The organism is Mesorhizobium sp. L103C105A0, from assembly GCF_000502215.1.
Lineage (GTDB): Bacteria > Pseudomonadota > Alphaproteobacteria > Rhizobiales > Rhizobiaceae > Mesorhizobium.
In genome coordinates, this window is sequence record NZ_AYXF01000001.1 from 446,728 (window position 1) to 464,868 (window position 18,141).

General features: G+C 64.3%; 16 protein-coding genes and 1 pseudogene. 9 read left to right on the forward strand and 8 right to left on the reverse strand.

The features are described from left to right. Window positions 1-3: 3 nt before the first annotated feature. From X727_RS162290 to X727_RS0133195, 3 genes are read right to left on the reverse strand one after another with little or no spacing between them, the layout of a single operon-like run. Window positions 4-1,887 carry an ABC transporter ATP-binding protein gene (locus X727_RS162290; RefSeq protein WP_023833525.1) on the reverse strand — a complete coding sequence of 628 codons (1,884 nt, stop codon included), beginning with the start codon at window positions 1,885-1,887 and terminating at the stop codon, window positions 4-6. A 10-nt stretch (window positions 1,888-1,897) separates the two neighbouring features. Continuing rightward, on the reverse strand, window positions 1,898-3,793 hold the full coding sequence (locus tag X727_RS162285) for an ABC transporter ATP-binding protein (RefSeq protein ID WP_023833526.1): 1,896 nt from the start codon (window positions 3,791-3,793) through the stop codon (window positions 1,898-1,900). Between the two features lie 27 nt (window positions 3,794-3,820). Next, window positions 3,821-4,228, reverse strand: coding sequence for a hypothetical protein (locus X727_RS0133195; protein WP_023670019.1), 408 nt, complete (start codon window positions 4,226-4,228; stop codon window positions 3,821-3,823). Between the two features lie 445 nt (window positions 4,229-4,673). On the opposite strand from X727_RS0133195, the gene X727_RS162280 reads away from it, so the two are divergent. Both X727_RS162280 and soxR read left to right on the forward strand, forming a co-directional pair. Continuing rightward, on the forward strand, window positions 4,674-5,132 hold the full coding sequence (locus X727_RS162280; protein ID WP_023833527.1) for a tRNA (cytidine(34)-2'-O)-methyltransferase: 459 nt from the start codon (window positions 4,674-4,676) through the stop codon (window positions 5,130-5,132). Window positions 5,133-5,278: 146 nt separating this feature from the next. Continuing rightward, complete coding sequence (soxR, locus tag X727_RS162275) at window positions 5,279-5,725, forward strand: redox-sensitive transcriptional activator SoxR (RefSeq protein ID WP_023691595.1); 447 nt, start codon at window positions 5,279-5,281, stop codon at window positions 5,723-5,725. Here soxR and X727_RS162270 read toward each other — a convergent pair. Beyond that, window positions 5,722-5,979 carry a hypothetical protein gene (locus X727_RS162270; RefSeq protein ID WP_023683688.1) on the reverse strand — a complete coding sequence of 86 codons (258 nt, stop codon included), beginning with the start codon at window positions 5,977-5,979 and terminating at the stop codon, window positions 5,722-5,724. The genes soxR and X727_RS162270 overlap by 4 nt on opposite strands. Window positions 5,980-6,254: 275 nt before the next feature. On the opposite strand from X727_RS162270, the gene hemF reads away from it, so the two are divergent. The 3 genes from hemF to X727_RS162255 all read left to right on the forward strand — a co-directional run bounded on the left by hemF (window position 6,255) and on the right by X727_RS162255 (window position 8,086). After that, a complete protein-coding gene (gene hemF / locus X727_RS162265; protein ID WP_023686143.1) occupies window positions 6,255-7,169 on the forward strand; it encodes an oxygen-dependent coproporphyrinogen oxidase in 915 nt (304 codons plus the stop codon). A gap of 238 nt (window positions 7,170-7,407) precedes the next feature. Then, window positions 7,408-7,668, forward strand: a complete 261-nt coding sequence (locus tag X727_RS162260; RefSeq protein ID WP_023737803.1) for a DUF1344 domain-containing protein — start codon at window positions 7,408-7,410, stop codon at window positions 7,666-7,668. 232 nt (window positions 7,669-7,900) lie between these two features. Continuing rightward, the gene (locus X727_RS162255) at window positions 7,901-8,086 is read left to right on the forward strand and encodes a DUF1059 domain-containing protein (protein ID WP_023670013.1); all 186 of its coding nucleotides are present in this window, start codon (window positions 7,901-7,903) and stop codon (window positions 8,084-8,086) included. A gap of 6 nt (window positions 8,087-8,092) precedes the next feature. On the opposite strand, the gene X727_RS162250 is transcribed toward X727_RS162255, so the two are convergent. From X727_RS162250 to X727_RS162245, 3 genes and pseudogenes are all read right to left on the reverse strand, one after another. After that, entirely contained in the window at window positions 8,093-9,364 is a 1,272-nt protein-coding gene (locus tag X727_RS162250; RefSeq protein WP_031203840.1) for a CCA tRNA nucleotidyltransferase, read from the reverse strand. Beyond that, window positions 9,361-10,069: pseudogene (locus X727_RS01000000164350) on the reverse strand (CoA pyrophosphatase). Before X727_RS01000000164350 ends, X727_RS162250 begins: the two are co-directional and overlap by 4 nt. Continuing rightward, entirely contained in the window at window positions 10,069-10,698 is a 630-nt protein-coding gene (locus X727_RS162245; protein WP_023670010.1) for a DUF1285 domain-containing protein, read from the reverse strand. The pseudogene X727_RS01000000164350 and the gene X727_RS162245 overlap by 1 nt, the downstream one beginning before the upstream one ends. Before the next feature lie 144 nt (window positions 10,699-10,842). Between X727_RS162245 and X727_RS162240 the strand changes: the two genes are divergently transcribed. From X727_RS162240 to X727_RS162225, 4 genes are read left to right on the forward strand one after another with little or no spacing between them, the layout of a single operon-like run. Beyond that, window positions 10,843-11,847 carry a MoxR family ATPase gene (locus X727_RS162240; protein ID WP_023744282.1) on the forward strand — a complete coding sequence of 335 codons (1,005 nt, stop codon included), beginning with the start codon at window positions 10,843-10,845 and terminating at the stop codon, window positions 11,845-11,847. Then, window positions 11,847-12,761: a DUF58 domain-containing protein gene (locus tag X727_RS162235; RefSeq protein WP_023744281.1), complete on the forward strand. Its 915-nt coding sequence runs from the start codon at window positions 11,847-11,849 to the stop codon at window positions 12,759-12,761. The genes X727_RS162240 and X727_RS162235 overlap by 1 nt, the downstream gene beginning before the upstream one ends. Beyond that, complete coding sequence (locus tag X727_RS162230; protein WP_023833528.1) at window positions 12,758-15,583, forward strand: DUF4159 domain-containing protein; 2,826 nt, start codon at window positions 12,758-12,760, stop codon at window positions 15,581-15,583. The genes X727_RS162235 and X727_RS162230 overlap by 4 nt, the downstream gene beginning before the upstream one ends. Before the next feature lie 4 nt (window positions 15,584-15,587). Beyond that, window positions 15,588-17,672 carry a membrane protein gene (locus tag X727_RS162225; protein ID WP_023754937.1) on the forward strand — a complete coding sequence of 695 codons (2,085 nt, stop codon included), beginning with the start codon at window positions 15,588-15,590 and terminating at the stop codon, window positions 17,670-17,672. A 42-nt stretch (window positions 17,673-17,714) separates the two neighbouring features. Here X727_RS162225 and clpS read toward each other — a convergent pair whose 3' ends face one another. Next, the gene (gene clpS, locus X727_RS162220; RefSeq protein ID WP_023670006.1) at window positions 17,715-18,020 is read right to left on the reverse strand and encodes an ATP-dependent Clp protease adapter ClpS; all 306 of its coding nucleotides are present in this window, start codon (window positions 18,018-18,020) and stop codon (window positions 17,715-17,717) included. Between the last annotated feature and the right edge of the window lie 121 nt (window positions 18,021-18,141).

Genomic DNA, 18,141 nt, shown 5'->3' on the forward strand with positions numbered 1-18,141 from the left:
GCCCTACTCCGCCGGCCGTGTCTCTTCCAGCACGCTTTCCTCGTGGTAGAGGAAGCCGCCGGACTGCCGCTTCCACAGCCGCGCATAGAGCCCGTCGAGCGCCACCAGCTCGTCATGCGTGCCCTGTTCGACGATGCGGCCTCCGTCCAGCACCACAAGACGGTCGAGCGCGGCGATGGTCGACAGCCGGTGCGCTATGGCGATGACCGTCTTGTTCTCCATCAGCCTGGCCAGATTCTCCTGGATCGCCGCCTCGATGTCGGAATCGAGCGCCGAGGTCGCCTCGTCGAGGATCAGGATCGGCGCATCCTTGAGGAAGACGCGGGCGATCGCGACGCGCTGGCGCTGGCCGCCCGACAGTTTCACGCCGCGCTCGCCGACAAAAGCCTCGTAGCCGGTACGGTCCCGGTTGTCGCGCAGGCCCAATATGAACTCGTGCGCCTCGGCCTTCTTCGCCGCCGCGATCACCTCGGCGTCATTTGCATCCGGCATGCCGAGCTTGATGTTGTCGCGCAGCGAGCGGTGGAACAGCGCCGTGTCCTGGCTGACCACGCCGATATTGGCGCGCAGCGAGTTCTGCGTCACCTCGGCGACGTCTTGCCCGTCGATCAGGACTTTCCCACTCTCGAGGTCGTAGAGGCGCAGGATGAGGTTGGCGAGCGTCGTCTTGCCCGCACCGGACGGCCCGACCAGCCCGACCTTCTCGCCAGGCTTGACGACGAGATCGATGCCGTTCAGCACGCCAAACCCCTTGCCGTAGTGGAACTCGACATTCTTCACCTCGATGCGGCCGCCGACGACGACAAGCTCCTTCGCATCGGGCGCATCGACAAGGCCAAGCGGCTGCGAGATCAGCGCCTTGGAGTTTTCCAGCACGCCGAGGTTTCGCAAAATGCCGTTGAGCTGCATCATCACGCGCCCGAGCAGCATGTTGAGCCGTAGCACCAGGGACAGCGTGAAGGCGACGGCGCCGACAGTGATCGACCCTTCGACCCAGAGATAGACGGCAAAGCAGCCAATCGCGGTGATCATGATGCCCGACAGCGTCGTCAGCGCCATTCGCACGCCGGTCAGCCGGCGGGTGAAGGGCCGTAGTGCATCGAGATAGATGTCGAAGCCGTTCTTGATGTAGCGGTCGTCGCCGTCGGCCGAGAACAGCTTCAGCGTCTGCACGTTGGAATAGGAATCGATGATGCGCCCATTGATCATCGAGCCAGCTTCAGCCGTCGCCTCGGCATGCCTGCGGATCGAGGGCAGATAGAGCTTGGCCAGCCAGGCGAAAGCGAGGATCCAGATCACCACCAGCACGGCCAGGCGCAGATCCAGCCCGGCGACCAGCGCCAAGGTCGTCACCGTATAGATGAGCATGAACCAGATGACCTCGATGAAGCTCTCCATCAGGTCGCCGGTCGCCTGCCCCGCCTGCCAGACTTTTGTCGCGATACGGCCGGCGAAATCGTTCTGGAAGAAAGTGTAGGACTGCCGCGACACATGCCGGTGTGCCTGCCAGCGCACCAGATTGTAGAAGCCCGGCGTGATCGTCTGTTCGTTGACCAGCGCCGACAGGCCGACGACGACGGTGCGGATGACCAGCACCACTGCGATCATGAAAACAAGCTCAGGCCCGGCGGCGGTCCACAGCGCGTGCCAGCTGCGCTCGCCAGGAAGCTGGTCGAGAATATCGACCAGCCGCCCGACGAAGTAGAAAAGCCCGGCCTCGATCAGCGGCGCGATGCCGCCGATGACCAGCATGGCGAAGAAGGCGAACTTCGCCTGGCCGACATAGTGCCAGAGGAAGCCGCCGACGCTTGGCGGTGGCCGAAGGTCCGCCGGCTCCCTGAACGGATAGACCCAGTCCTCGAACCAGCGATAGACGGCTGTCATCATGCTGACGTCATCACTCTGCGGCTTCACCCTTCACGCCGATGTCGTTGGCAACAGCGTCATTGGCGGCATCGACCGGACCGTCATCGAGCAGGAACCCGCCCGACTGGCGCTGCCAGAGCTGCGCGTAGAGCCCGCCGCTGGCGACGAGTTCCTCGTGCGACCCCTCCTCGATGACACGGCCCTTGTCGAGGACGACGAGCCTGTCCATCGCCGCGATGGTCGACAGCCGGTGCGCAATGGCGATGACGGTCTTGCCTTGCATGAGCTTGTAGAGATTCTCCTGGATGGCGGCCTCGGCTTCGGAATCCAGCGCCGACGTCGCTTCGTCAAGGATAAGTATCGGTGCGTCCTTCAACATAACGCGAGCAATGGCGATGCGTTGCCGCTGGCCGCCGGACAATTTGACGCCGCGGTCGCCGACATGAGCGTCGAGCCCTTTACGTCCGGTGTGATCCGAAAGCCTGCCGATAAACTCCAGCGCCTCGGCCCGCCCGGCTGCCTCGACAACCATTTCCTCCGTCGCATCGGGCCGCCCGTAAAGGATGTTGTCGCGCACGGAACGATGCAGCAGCGAAGTGTCCTGCGTCACCATGCCGATCTGCGCGCGCAGCGAATCCTGCGTCACCGAAGCGATCTCCTGGCCGTCGATCAGGATCCGGCCGTTCTCGAGGTCGTAGAACCGCAACAGGAGATTGACCAGCGTCGACTTGCCCGCGCCCGAGCGCCCGACAATGCCGACTTTCTCGCCGGGCTTCACCGTGAGCGACAGGTTCTCGATGACGCCCTTCTGCTTGCCATAGTGGAAACGAATGTCGTCGAAGCGGATCTCGCCCTTGGTGACGGCAATGTCCTTCGCCCCCGGCCGGTCTTCGACCAGGCGCGGCAGCGAGATCGAGGCGATGCCGTCTTGCACCGTGCCGATGTTCTCGAACAGGCTCGACATTTCCCACATGATCCACTGCGACATGCCCCACATACGGAGCACGAGGCCGATGACCACGGCGACGGCGCCGATCGTCACCGCCTGGCCGAGCCACAGCCACAGCGCCGTCGCCGTCACCGAAAACAGGAGCAGCGCGTTGAGGATATAGAGCAGGCCGTAAAGCACCGTCACCAGCCGCATCGACCGGTAGACCGTGTCGAGGAAGCCTGCCATGCCTTCTTTGGCGAACGTTGCTTCGCGCCGTGCATGGGAAAACAACTTGACCGTCTGGATGTTGGTGTAGCTGTCAACGACGCGGCCGGTCATAGTCGAGCGCGCATTGGCCTGCGCCTCCCCGACCTTGCCCAGCTTCGGGATGATATAGCGCAACAACCCGATATAGCCGAGCAGCCAGACGCCGAGAGGTGCCGCCAGCCGCAAGTCGGCCGAGCCGACGATGAACAGCATGCCGAGGAAATAGACGATTACGTAATTGAGCACCTCGATCACCTTGATGACGCATTCGCGCACGGCGAGTGCCGTCTGCATCAGCTTGGTGGCGATTCGGCCGGCGAATTCGTCCTGGTAGAAGCTCATCGACTGCTTCAAGAGATAACGATGCACCTGCCATCGGATGCGCATGGGGTAGTTGCCCATCAGCGTCTGCTGGTTGAGCAAAGAATGCAGCCATACTGTACCTGGCAGCGCGAACAGCACGACGAAGGCCATGCCGGCGAGCTTCCAGCTCTCGGTCTGCAGGAAGGTTTCGCGGTTCTGCCCGGACAGCCAGTCGACGATGTGGCCCATGAAGCCGAACATCCACACTTCCGCGATGGCAATCGCCGTCACCAGCACCGCGTCGATGATGATGTATGGCCAGGCGCCGCGCGTATAATGCACGCAGAAGGCAACCAGCGTCTTCGGCGGCTCGACCGGTTCCGCTGCGGGGAACGGATCGAGCCTTCTTTCAAACCAGCTAAACATAGTGATGCTCACAAAACTTTTGTCCGCTCAAGCGGCTCGGGAAAAATCCCCGGGGCGCTCCGCGTCCCCAGACCGTACGTCGGCGGGGACCGACGGCCCGGAATCACCCGGGCCATCGGTCCTGCTTCGCGCAATATAGGGACTTGCGGGCTTTTCACCGACAGAAGCCTTCGACTGAGCTGACGGCACGCCGCCGCCAGTCCGGTTTTTCGCGCCCGGCCGGATCAGCCGGATGATCCGGCGCACCAGCGACGGCCGGCTGTGGTCGGGAACCGCACGCGAGAAATCGACATCCGGCAACATGCCGCGATGCGGACGCCGGCGCGTCTGCGCGTGAACCGCCGACGAATAGGTCTCGCCGACCAGCAACGCCCAGGTCGCCGTCTTGCGTTCGTGCAGGCTTCTTGAACCCGGTATCTTATAGGGATCGAACATCGGTCCGTCCTCCGTGTGAAAATAGACATAAAAAGGCGAAGCAATGTCGTGCGCCGGCATTCGGCCGGAGGCACGGATTGCATCCGTCGGGACACGAGGATAGGCCTCGGTCGCGACATGCTCAGCTGGGGCTCTAGGCCCCTTTAACCGGTTGAAAAACATCGCAGGATTCCTTCAAGAGCCGAAAATTGGGTTCGGCGGGAATCGGTGCGATCAGATCTAAGAAATCAGGTAAATCGTCGTACCGAAACCGCCGGCAGGCAGGTAAGCCCACGGGAGGGGCGCAGGATGTGCATGGTCATCATGAAATACCCCTCCATCGGTTCGGGTTGACAATGCCTGCGGTATAATCGACTTCGCAGAAAATGGCCACCCGCAGGTCCAGCAATTTCCAAAACCAGCCACCCGCTGTGGCCGATCTGCCACTTATTAGAAAGACGCGGAAATGAACCACCGTCTCCGCATCGCCCTCTACCAGCCTGACATCGCCGGCAACACCGGAACAATCCTGCGCTTCGCCGCCTGCCTCGGCCTTGGCGTCGACATCATCGAACCAGCCGGCTTTCCGCTCTCCGACAAAGCGCTCAAGCGCGCCGGGATGGACTACCTCGAAATGGCTGCCCTGACCCGGCATGTCGACTGGAACGCCTTCGAGGATTGGCGCAAGGGCCAAGCCTGCCGGCTGGTGCTGCTCACCACCAAAGCCGCGACCCCCTATTCGGGCTTCAGCTTCGCCCAAGGCGACATCCTGCTGTTCGGCCGCGAATCCGCCGGCGTGCCGGATCCTGTCCATCAGGCGGCGGATGCGCGGCTGACGATCCCGATGCAGCCGGGCACGCGCAGCATCAACGTCGCGCTGTCCGTCGCCATGGTCGCCGGTGAAGCCATCCGGCAGCTCGGCTAGAACCTTCAACGCGTAGTCGTCATCGCCAACGGCCCTTGCGTCTTGCATCATTCTCACCCAGGCGCACATCGCCTTCTCCTCAATTGCCCTATCGACATTTCCTGGCTACAAGCTCAACTTAAGCTGAGGTCAAGCGGAAAATCGAGATGGCTCCGGTAAAGGAATTGACGGTCGGCCAGTTGGCCATGCGCAGCGGCGTGGCGGTGTCGGCGCTGCATTTCTACGAGGCGCGCGGGCTGATCCGCAGCCACCGCACGTCGGGCAACCAGCGGCGCTATGGCCGCGACGTGCTGCGGCGGGTGGCGATCATCCGGATCGCCCAGGAGGTCGGCATCTCGCTGGCCGAGATCGGCGCCGCACTTGAATCGCTGCCAGAAGGCCGTACCCCGACGCGCGAGGACTGGAACCTGTTGTCGACCGGCTGGCGCGACGACCTCGATCGCAAGATCACTCAGCTAAAGAAGCTGCGCGACGGCCTTACCGACTGCATCGGCTGCGGCTGCATGTCGATCGACAAATGCCCGCTGCGAAACAGGGAAGATCGCTTGAGTGCGCAAGGGCCGGGCGCAAGGCGACTGCTTGTGGAATCCTAATCCGCCGCGGGCAGCCGCCGTATGGTGAATTCGATTACGTCGCCCGGCCGCTCGAACCAGCTTTCGATCTCGGTCCAGTAGGCCTGCTTGGGAAAACGCTCGAACCATTCCTTGGCCTTGAGCCGCGCATCCGGGCGCGGCAGGACGAAGGTCTCGCGCAAAAACCCGTCACGCGGCATGCGCTCGCGCTCGGCGCGTGAACGATCGAGCCTTTTCTTCAGGCCATGCAGCGGCGGTCTTGCCGGCGTGCGCATGAAAGAACTCCTGGGCCGAACCAGATGACACTTGACCCTTGCCCCTAAGAGATTAGGGATCGCGCCCGGAAAAGGCTAGTGGTCCGATTCCAACATTCGCCTCCCTAATCCCCAGGCGCCGTTGCGAATGTTGGAATCACAAGGACCGCTAGCAAGTTTATGTTTCTGGTGGAGTTTTCGAATTTGACATTTGCATCGTGCCCTGCGCCACGCTGTGTGCAAATGTCAAATTCACTCCACTAGGTCCTTTGTCGGCCGCGACCGGAGACAGCATTTTGGAACGACCAGAAATACCGGCAGGCCTGCCACCCGACATCGAACAGAAGAAAATGAAGGCTAGGCTCTGGTTCGAGACGCTGCGCGAGCGCATTTGCACAACCTTCGAGCAGATCGAACAGGAACTGCAGGGACCACTGGCCGAATGGTCGCCCGGCAGCTTCGAGAAGACGCCGTGGGAACGCGACAATGGAAAGGGCGGCGGCGGCGCCATGTCGATGATGCGCGGCCGCGTCTTCGAGAAGGTCGGCGTCCATACTTCGACCGTCTATGGCGAATTCTCGCCCGAATTCAGGAAGCAGATGCCCGGCGCCGAGGAAGACCCGAGCTTCTGGGCATCAGGCATTTCGTTGATCGCGCATCCCTGGAACCCCAACGTGCCGGCCGTGCACATGAACACCCGCATGGTCGTGACGTCGCGCCACTGGTTTGGCGGCGGCGCCGATCTGACGCCGGTGCTCGACCGCAACCGCACGGAAGATCACCCCGACACGGTCGCCTTCCATCGAGCCATGCAGTTCGCCTGCGAGAAGAATGCCGCGGTCGCCGACCACCCGAAGTTCAAGGCCTGGTGCGACGAGTATTTCTATCTGCCGCACCGCAACGAGCCGCGCGGCGTCGGCGGCATCTTTTTCGACTGGCTGCATTCGGGGGAGGAGAAAGGCGGTTGGAATGCCGATTTGAACTTCGTCCAGGATGTCGGGCGTTCTTTCCTTGTCGTCTACGGACACCTGGTTCGCGCCCATTTCAACGAGAACTGGACCGACGACGACCGCGACGAGCAGCTCATTCGCCGCGGCCGTTACGTCGAATTCAACCTTCTTCACGATCGCGGCACCATCTTCGGCCTGAAGACCGGCGGCAATGTCGCTTCGATCCTGTCCAGCCTGCCGCCGGAGGTCAGGTGGCCGTAAAAAATCGGTGAGCGAAACGTGAGCCGCATTGACGTCCCATTCGCCGAATCTGGGCAGCCAATGTGGCATCGCCATTATCTTTTTCGTCTAATAGGCAATTGAAATAAAACGACTATTTGTCGTTTCGGGCCGGGAAGCGCCGGCGGTTCAGTCCCGAACCGCGACACGACGCTACCGGACGGCCCTGAACAAGGCGGAGCATTTTCCAAACGGATGCCCGCATTTCCAGGAGTATTACATGCGAAAGCTCATTGTATCGGTAACCGCCGCTGCCCTTCTCGCTTCCGGCTCGATTGCCTTTGCCGCAGTCAAGCACACCACGGGCACGGTTAAGACCTATGATGGCACGGCCATGAGCCTCGTTCTGGACGATGGATCGACCTTTACGCTGCCCAAGACCTTCAAGGATCCTGGCCTGAAGGCAGGCGAAAAGGTCCGCGTTTCCTGGGACATGAGCGGCAAGAACAAGGTTGCCGAGTCCGTCAAGATCGAGAAGTGATCGGGACAAGACCGAACGTTCTCGCCTTGGCTTAGCCTGGCAAGAGGGGGCGGAGCAGCGCTGCTCCGCCTTTTTCGCCCCCACGGCAACCAAACTCGTGGAACCGTGTTATGCTAACTCCCCCGTGCGCGCCCCCGAAACCGACTGCTGTGACAGGGCGCGGAACAGAGATGGCGGAGCTTCGTGTGCCCATGAGAGGCACAGGCTCCAAGGAGGAAAAGGAGAAAATCCCATGAAGGAATTCCATTGCGGCTCGCTGGTTCCCGGCTGTGAGTGGCACACGCGTGCCGGTGAGGAAGCCGAGGTCATGCGCCGCGCCGTCGACCATATGCGCGAGACACATGGCGAAACGGTCATTCGCGAGACGATGATCGAGGCGATCCGCTCGCGCATCGAGAAAGTTCGCGACGCGGCCTGAGCAGTCCTATCTGGCCTTCAAGGCTTCCGCGGCGCGCTCCAGCAGCGCGTCGCGATCGAGCGCAAAGCCGGACCCGATCCATTCCTTTTCCAGATTTTTCAGGATCGCACCGAGTATTGGCCCCGGCGACGCGCCAAGCGCCGTCAGATCGCCGCCCTTGACTGGGAACACCGGTTTTTCCCATTTCAGCGCAAAAGCGAGCAGGCGCGAAAACCCGCCGGCCTGAACCAGCGCGTCATTGTCCTCGAGAGCCCGCGCTCGCGCCGACGCCAGCGACAGCCGCAGGCGATCGAGAAAACCCTGGCGCTCGCCGGAATAGAGTTTCTTGGCCAGTTCCGCTTCGCTTGTCTTGGGCTCGACGGCAGCCGTCAGCGCCCAGTGGCGCAGGCGCTCCGCCTCAGTGGTCGAAAGTTTCAGCCGCTCGGCCAGTGTCTTCATCCGCGCCGCATCGGGCGGCACGATCGCCTCCAGCCTGAGCAGCGGGTCCGGCGCCCAGCCCAGATCCTTCTCTGTCTTGGTCAGCCCATGAATGGCATCGATGCCCCATTTCTCGCTTTCCGGCAGGGCGCTGGTGAGCACGCCGGCCTGGCGCATCCACAGCAAGGCGCGCGACGGATCTGGGGCCGATAACAACTTCTTCAGCTCGGACCAGATGCGTTCGGCCGAGAGATGGGCGAGACCGTCCTTGAGCCGGGCGCAGGCCTTCAATCCCTCGGCATCGGGCCGACCCTCGCCATACCAGGCGAAAAAGCGGAAGAAACGCAGGATGCGCAGATAGTCTTCGCGGATCCGCTGCTCGGCATCGCCAATGAAGCGCAGCCTTCGTGCCTCGATATCGCCGACGCCGCCGACCAGGTCCACGACCGTCCCGTCAGCCTCCGCATAGAGCGCGTTGATGGTGAAATCGCGCCGTTCGGCGTCGGCCTTCCAGTCGCGGCCGAACGACACTTTGGCGCGGCGGCCATCGGTCTCGATGTCGGCGCGCAGCGTGGTGACCTCATAGGGCGCGCCGCCGGCAATCACCGTGATCGTGCCGTGCTCGATGCCGGTCGGCACCGCCTTGAAGCCCGCCGCCTCGGCGCGGCGAACGGTTTCCTCGGGCAGGCAAGTGGTAGCAACGTCGATATCGGCGACCGGCTGCCCAATCAGCGCATTGCGCACCGCGCCGCCCGCGATGCGGGCTTCCTCGCCGCCCTGCGCCAGCACGGCAAGCAGCCGCTGCAGATGCTTTTCACCCAGCCAGTCGGCTCTGCCCGCCAGCGATATCGGATCACTCAAGCATAGAGCCTTTCATAGAGCGTGCGGATGATGCCGGCGGTGACGCCCCAGATGCGCTGGCCGCCATAGGGCATATCGTAGAAGAACCATTCCAGGTCGTTCCACATGCGGCTGTCCCTGGTGTGGTTGGCCGGATCCATCAGGAACGAAAGCGGCACTTCGAAGGCGGCGTCGACCTCGTCGGAATTGAGCGACAGCGTAAAACCGGGCTCGACGATCGCCAGCACCGGCGCGATGCGATAGCCGCTGCCGGCGACATAATCGGGCATGCGGCCGATGATCTCGATGCGGTCATGGCCGAGGCCGATCTCCTCGAAGGTCTCGCGCAAGGCCGCTGCTTCCGGGGTCGCATCGGTGGGNGATGCGGTCATGGCCGAGGCCGATCTCCTCGAAGGTCTCGCGCAAGGCCGCTGCTTCCGGGGTCGCATCGGTGGGATCAATGGTGCCGCCAGGAAAAGCCACCTGCCCGGAATGGCTGCGCAGTTTTTCCGCCCGCTTGGTCAAAAGCACGGTCGCATCGCGTCCATGATCGACGACCGGGATCAGCACCGCGGCGTCGCGCAGCGCTTTGAGCTGCGTCAACCGTGGATGGCCGGGGTTGAAGCGATGATCGCCATAATCGTCGCCGGCATGGGCTTCAGCTTGCGCCGCGACCCGCGCGCGAAAATCCGCTGTGGAAAACGGCGGCGGCCTCACCTGATCCATCATGCGCTCAGCCGCTTCAGTTTTTCCGCCGGCATGATCGGATAGATTTCGCCTTTCGAGCGCACGGCAAACATCGTCTTGCCGCCGATATCGATCTCCTCGCCATGCTCGACCAGTTCGTACATCACCGGCCGCGCCACCAGCGCTTCCAGCCTCCCGCGCACCAGCACATAGGGCTTCAGGCCGCCGGTCTCGTTCTCGTCGACGAAGCGCAGCGGATGGCCAGGTCCGGCCTCGACGACATCGCCGACATTGGTGCGGAAAGTGATGGTCTGCTCGGCGCCGGCGCCGGAAACATCCATTTCAACCGCGATGAAAGGCGCGTCCACGACGCGGATGCCGACCCGTTCGACCGGCGTCACCAGATAGGTCCTGCCATCCTCGTCCTTGCGCAGCACGCTGGAAAACAGCTGCACCAGCGGCATGCGGCCGATCGGCGTGCCGAGATAGAACCACGTTCCGTCTTGTTTGATCTCCATGTCGAGATCGCCGCAAAAGTCGGGATTCCAGCGCTCCACCGGCGCCGCGCCCTTGCCGGCGCGAGCCGCACGCGAGATCAACGCTTCGAGACCGCGCGCCTCGGTTGCGGCAGCAAGGCTGTGTTCGCGATGTTCGGAGCGTTCCGTCATGGTCACGAAATAGTCACTGTTGTTCCGCTTGTCAGCCTAAGTCTGTGATTTAAATTCATTCGTAGGCGCCAGGCGAAGCCGAATCGCGGCATTCTAAGGCACTACAGTGCAAGCCGGTACTTCCAGCACAAGGATCGATGCGGCATGAGCGTAATGGTCAAGGAAAGCCCAATCAGCGAAAAGGACATGATCGCCCAGGCCGAGACGGCGCTGGCCGATATTTCCAGGGTGCGCGACGGCGTCGGCCGCGTCATTTTCGGCCAGGAAGTGGTGGTCGAGCGCACGCTGGTGGCGCTGCTTGCCGGCGGCCATGCGCTGCTGGTCGGCGTGCCCGGCCTTGCCAAGACCAAGCTGGTCGAAACGCTCGGTGTCGTGCTCGGCCTCGATTCGCGCCGCATCCAGTTCACACCCGACCTGATGCCGTCGGACATTCTCGGCTCAGAGGTGATGGAACAGGACGAGGCCGGCAAGCGCTCCTTCCGCTTCATCTCCGGCCCGATCTTCGCGCAATTGCTGATGGCCGACGAGATCAACCGCGCCTCGCCGCGCACCCAGTCGGCGCTGCTGCAGGCGATGCAGGAATATCACGTCACCATCGCCGGCATTCGCCACGACCTGCCCGCACCCTTCCATGTACTGGCGACGCAAAACCCGCTGGAGCAGGAAGGCACCTATCCCCTGCCCGAAGCGCAGCTCGACCGCTTCCTGATGCAGGTCGACATCCTTTATCCCGAAATCGAGGCCGAGCGGCGCATTCTGCTGGAGACCACCGGCACCGAGGACGCCAAGGCGCAAAACGTGCTGCAGCCGGCGCGGCTGAGGGAAATCCAGACGCTGATCCGCCGTATGCCGGTGCCCGAAAGCGTCGTCGACGCCATCCTCAAACTGGTGCGTTCGGCGCGTCCCGGCCAGGGCAATGCTGAGACCGACAAGCATGTCGCCTGGGGTCCCGGCCCGCGCGCCAGCCAGGCGCTGACGCTGTGCGCCCGTGCGCGCGCGCTTTATGACGGGCGGCTGGTGCCGTCGGTCGACGATATCCGCGCGCTGGCCGAACCAGTGCTGCAGCACCGCATGGCGCTGACCTTTGCCGCGCGCGCCGAGGGCACGACCGTGCGCGACGTGGTGGCGAAACTGGCCAAAGGAATCTGATGGCGCGTATCGGCGAAGTCCAGGCACCGGCAGCGACGCGCGACGCGCTCGCCAGGGGCCGCTTGCGGGCTTCGCTGGTGCCGGACCTGCTGGTCGAGGCACGCCGTATCGTCAATACGGTAATTGCCGGCTGGCATGGCCGCCGCAAGCGCGGCATCGGCGAGAATTTCTGGCAGTTCCGCCCCTATGTCGAAGGCGATTCCTCGCGCATCGACTGGCGCCGTTCGGCCCGCGACGACCACACCTATGTGCGCGACCGCGAATGGGAAGCAGCCCACACGGTGTGGCTTTGGGCCGACCCATCGCCCTCCATGCTCTACAAATCGACTGGCGCCGGCGTTTCCAAGGAATCGCGCGCGCTGGTGCTGGCACTGGCCATGGCCGAATTGCTATCTCGCAGCGGCGAGCGCATCGCCTGGCCCGGCCTGACCGATCCGTTCACCGCCCGCAACGGCGCCGAGCGCATCGCGGCGCAATTGATGCACGCCGCCGACCCGCCAGCAAAGCCTGACCTGTCCGCCATCCGCCGCTTCTGCGACATCGTCGTCGTCAGCGATTTCCTCGACCCGGTCGAGGAGACCATGGAATGGCTCGATGTGCTGGCGCGGCATGGCGTGCGTGCGCATCTGATCGAGGTTGCCGATCCGGCGGAGGAGACCTTTCCCTATGCCGGCCGCACCGAATTCACCGATCCCGAGACCGGCGACAAGCTGACCGCCGGCCGCGCGGAAATGCTCGGCGACGAATACCGCCTGCTCTACACCGCCCGCCGCCAGGAGCTGGCCAGCTGGTGCAAGCGCCTCGCCTGGAGCTACACCGTCAACCACACCGACCGCCTCGCTTCCGAGGCGCTGGTGCGCATCCACATGGCGATGACCGCCGATGGCGCATTCGTGGGAAGGGCCGGCGCATGAGCTGGCTGCCGCTCTCCTTTGGCGCTCCCATGGTGTTGTGGGGCCTGCTCGCGCTGCCGGTGATCTGGTGGCTGCTCAGGCTCACACCGCCCAAGCCGCAGTCCGAAATCTTTCCGCCGCTGAAGATCCTCGCTCGCGTGCTGAAGCGCGAGGAAACGCCGCAGCAGAGCCCGTGGTGGCTGACGCTGCTGCGGCTGTTGATGGCAGCCCTTGTCGTCGCGGCATTAGCCGAACCCGTCTTCAATCCGCGCGAAAAATTGCCGGCCGAGGGCGCCGCCCTGGCGCTGGTCATCGACAATGACTGGGCGAGTGCTGCCGACTGGGGCAAGCGCGTCGCCACCGCCCAGCGGCTGATCGCCGATGCCGGTTCGAACGGCGTACCGGTCGTCATCGCCTTCACCGCCGAAAAGCCGAACGCCGAGATCGGCCCCTTCGATGCGGCGGCTGCCCTCGACCGGCTGCGCGCCGCCAAGCCGAGGCCGATTCCGACCGACCGACCCGCTGTCTATGCCCGCGTCGCCGGCGTGCTGGAAACCTTGCCCGGCGCCAGCGTTGCCGTTCTCGCCGACGGCCTTGCGGCAAAAGGCGACGAGGCCGCCTTCAACACACTGCTGTCGAAAAACGCCGCCCGTGTCGTCTGGACCGATTCCGACCGGCTGGCGCTGACTGGGCTCACCGGCGCCGAGAACGAGGTCGACGGCTTCGCCCTGACCGCCATCCGCGCGCCCGGCGACCCGGCGCCGGCACAAGTCACCGCCGGCGCCTTCGACGACAAGGGCCGCCGCATCGCCGACGCGACGCTGACCTTCGCGCCGGGTGAGACCACCGCCACCGGCACGATGGCGGTGCCGTTCGAACTGCGCAACGACTTCGCCTCGATCGCGCTCGACGGCGAACGCCAGGCAGGTGCGGTGCGCGTGCTCGACGAAAGCTCCAAGCGCCGCCGCGTCGGACTTTTATCGCAGGCCGAGGCCGACCAGGCGCAGCCGCTTCTGTCGCCGCTCTATTACATCAGGCGCGCGCTGCAGCCTTTCGCCGATCTGGTCGAACCGTCGAGCGTCGATCTCGCCGACGCCATCCCGCAGCTTCTCGACCAGAAGCCGGCGATGATCGTCATGGCCGATATCGGTACCATTCCGCCGCAGGTCCATCAGCGGCTGGTCGACTGGGTCGACAATGGCGGCACGCTGGTGCGCTTTGCCGGTTCGCGGCTGGCCGCCGCCGGCAATGACGACGACCTTCTGCCGGTCAGGCTGCGCACCGGCGAGCGCTCGCTTGGCGGCGCGCTCTCCTGGACGACGCCGCAGGCGGTGACCGAATTCCCGAAGAACGGCCCGTTCGCCGACCTCGCACCGCCGGCCGAGGTCACGGTGAGCCGGCAGGTGTTGGCCGAACCGACGCCGGACATCGTCGAGCGCACCTGGGCAACCCTTGCCGATGGCACCCCGCTGGTGACCGGGTTGAAGAAGGGCAAGGGCACGCTGGTGCTGTTCCATATCACCCCGGAAGCGACATGGTCGACGCTGCCGATCTCCGGCAGCTTCGTCGAGATGCTGCGGCGCATCGTGCAGCTGTCGCGCAACCAGGGTGCGGCGGTTGTCAACGCCGAAGCCGCTGCTACGTCGCTGGCGCCTTATCGCATGATAGCCGCCGACGGCACTTTGGTGCCGCCGACGCCGGACGCGCGACCGCTGGTCCCCGGCGCCGGCACGCTGCCGGTGACGTTCGAGAACCCGCCCGGCCTCTACGGCTCGGAAACCGGCGTTTTCGCCCACAATCTGCTCGAACCGGCCACCGCCTTCGCGCCGCTGGTGCGCCCGCAATTCACAGTGCCGGTGACCAATATCCAGTACGCTTTCGATGAATCGCGCGACCTCAAGGGATCGCTGGTCACAGCGGCACTTGTGCTTATGCTGCTCGACACGCTGGCGGTGTTCTGGATGGGCGGGCTGATGTCGCGCCGACCGCGCCGCGGCCGATCGGCCGCGGCAACGACGGCTGCGCTGCTGCTTGGCCTCGGCATGCTGTTTGGCCATGCCGACCTCGCCCACGCCGACGACGCCAAGCCCGGCGATGCCGCGGCAATCGAGGATATTGCCAAGACCCGCATCGCCTATGTGCTGACCGGTGTGCCCGGTGACGATTCGATCAGCCGCGCCGGGCTCGAAGGCCTGACCCGCTTCCTGATCGAGAAGACCGCGCTCGAGCCGGGCGCGCCGGCGGGCGTCGATATCTCGAAGGACGAGCTTTCCTTCTATCCGCTGATCTACTGGCCGATCGATCCTTCCGCGCCGATGCCGAGCCAAGCCGCGATCGCCCGCATCGACGCCTATATGCAGCAGGGCGGCACGGTGCTGTTCGACACGCGCGACCAGTTCGCCAACGGCATCGGTGCGGATTCGGCGAGCCCGGCGACGGAACGGTTGCGCGACATTCTCGGCAATCTCAACGTGCCGCCGCTGGAGCCGGTGCCCGCCGACCATGTGCTGACCAAATCCTTCTTCATCCTGCCCGAATTTCCCGGCCGCTTCTCCGGCAGCCCGCTCTGGGTGGAAGCCTCGCTCGAGGCCAGCAATGCCGAGCATCGGCCGGTACGCGTCGGCGACGGCGTCTCGCCGATCCTGATCACCGCCAATGATTTTGCCGGCGCCTGGGCCGTCGCCGGGAATGGTGACCCGCTTTTGCCGACCGTGCCATCGGATCCGATGCAGCGCATCTATGCGCTGCGCGCCGGCGTCAACATCATGATGTACATGCTGACCGGCAACTACAAATCCGACCAGGTGCACGTGCCGATCCTGCTCGAACGGCTGGGGCAGTAAGCCTATGAACTGGTCGATTTCCTTCGAACCGCTGCTGTCCTGGCCCTTGCTGGCTTTGGTGCTCGCACCGCTGCTGGTGCTGGCGGCTGTCGGCTTGTGGTTTCGCCAGCGCGGCGCGATCTTCCGCTTCGCGGCGCTGATTGCGCTGGGCGCAGCACTCCTCAATCCGGTCTTCCTCGATGAGGAGCGCGAGGCGCTGAAGAGCGTCGTTGCCGTCATCGTCGACCGCAGCCAGAGCCAGGATATCGGCGACCGGACCAAACAGACCGACGAAGCGCTTGCCGGTTTGCAGCAGCGCCTTGGCCGCTTCAAGCAGTTCGACGTCCGCGTCGTCGAGGCCGGCAAGTCGGAAGCCGCCGACGAGCGCACCGAGACCAAGCTTTTTGCAGCGCTTGAAGGCGCTTTCCGCGACGTGCCGCCCTCGCGCATCGGTGGCGCCATCATGATCACCGATGGCGAGGTGCATGACGCACCGGCCGCCCCCGACTTCAATGCGCCGCTGCACGCGCTGATCACCGGCAACGAGCACGAGAAGGACCGCCGCATCCGCTTCGAGAACGCGCCGCGCTTCGGCCTCGTCGGCAAGCCGCTCGACATGACCTACCGCGTCATCGCCACCGACGGCGAAACCGGCCCGGTCGATGTCCGCGTCTCGGTCAATGGCGAGCAGGTCGCGGTCGAAGAGGCGACCATCGGCCAGGCGATGCCGCTGCAGGTGACCATCCCCGGCGCCGGCCGCAACATCGTCGAACTCTCCATTGACCGCGAGCCGGGCGAACTGACCGACGCCAACAACCGCGCCATCGCGCTGATCGACGGCATCCGCGAGAACTTGCGCGTGCTTTTGGTTTCCGGCGAACCGCATGCCGGCGAGCGCACCTGGCGCAATCTGCTGAAATCCGACGCCTCGGTCGATCTCGTCCATTTCACCATTCTGCGGCCGCCGGAAAAGCAGGACGGCACGCCGATCAACGAACTGTCGCTGATCGCCTTCCCGACCCGCGAGTTGTTCGTCGAGAAGATCAAGGATTTCGATCTCATCATATTCGACCGCTACCAGCACCGCGACGTGCTGCCGATCCTCTATTACGACTACATCTCCGAATACGTCGAAAAGGGCGGCGCGCTGCTGATCGCCGCCGGGCCGGAATATGCCGGCGACTCCTCGATCGCCCGCACCCCGCTAATGTCGTCGCTGCCGGCAATGCCGACCGGCGAAGTCATCGACAAGGCCTTCTATCCGCGCCTCACCGATCTCGGCCAGCGCCATCCGGTGACGCGCGGCCTCGACGGCTCGGCGACCGAGCCGCCGCGCTGGAGCCGCTGGTTCCGCACCATCGGCGTGCAGAACCCCGAAGGCGAAGTGGTGATGAAGGGCGCCGACAACCGCCCGCTGCTTCTGCTCGATCATAAGGGCGAAGGCCGCGTCGGCATGCTTCTGTCCGATCAGGGCTGGCTATGGGCGCGCGGCTTCGAGGGTGGCGGGCCGCATGTCCAGCTTTACCGCCGCATCGCCCACTGGCTGATGAAGGAACCTGAACTCGAGGAAGAGCGGCTGACCGCCGACGGCCGCGGCATGATGCTGGAAATCCGCCGCCAGACGATGAGCGACGATCCCGGCCCGGCGCAGGTGATCACCCCTTCGGGCAAGGCGCTGATCGTCAAGCTGGAGAAGTCCGAACCCGGCGTTTTCCTGGGCAGCATCGAGACCAAGGAGATCGGCCTCTACCAGATCGGCAATGGTGACCTGACCGCACTCGCCCATGTCGGCCCGGTCAACGCGCCGGAATTCTCCGACGTCGTCTCTACCGAGGACCGCTTGAAGGCTCCGACTGAGGCCACGGGCGGCAGCGTGCGCCGGCTGGCGGCCTCCTCCACCCTTGGCCAGCTCACCGGCAGCGTCGCCCTGCCCTCCATCGTCCCGGTCCGCGCCTCCGGTGCGGCCTCGGGCGCAGACTGGATCGGCCTGCGCAGCACCGACGACAGCGTGCTCAAAGCCGTCTCGCGCGTACCCCTGTTCGGCGGCTTCCTCGGCCTTTGCCTGCTGCTGCTGGCCATGGGCGCGATGTGGTACAGAGAGGGAAGGTAAGGATCCCTTCTCCGTCACTATACGGGGAGAAAGACGCTCAACCTACTCCTCCGGCTCCGTCGTAAACAGCAGCGGGTACCCCTTGGCCTTGGCCGCGTCGACGGCCCGTGTCGCCTTGGTCTCGGCGACATCCCTGGTGAAGACGGCAACGACGCAAACGCCGAGCCGGTGCGCGGTGATCATCACCCGGTTAGCCTGGTCTTCGCTGAGCTTGAACTCGCCCTTCAGCACCGTCACCACGAATTCCCGCGGCGTAAAATCGTCATTGATGAGGATGACCTTGTAGAGCTTCGGCCGCTCGGTCCGCGGCTTGGTCTTGGTGCGGGGTTTGGAACTGATTTCAGGCATCGGGAACCGGTATCGCGCGAGGGGTCGCTCTCACTTTGTCATGGGGGAAAGCCGTCGTCCATTTTGATCGGCGCGCCAAACCGGCTTCCCGGAAGTGCTGCCGTTCACAAATTTAGGAACT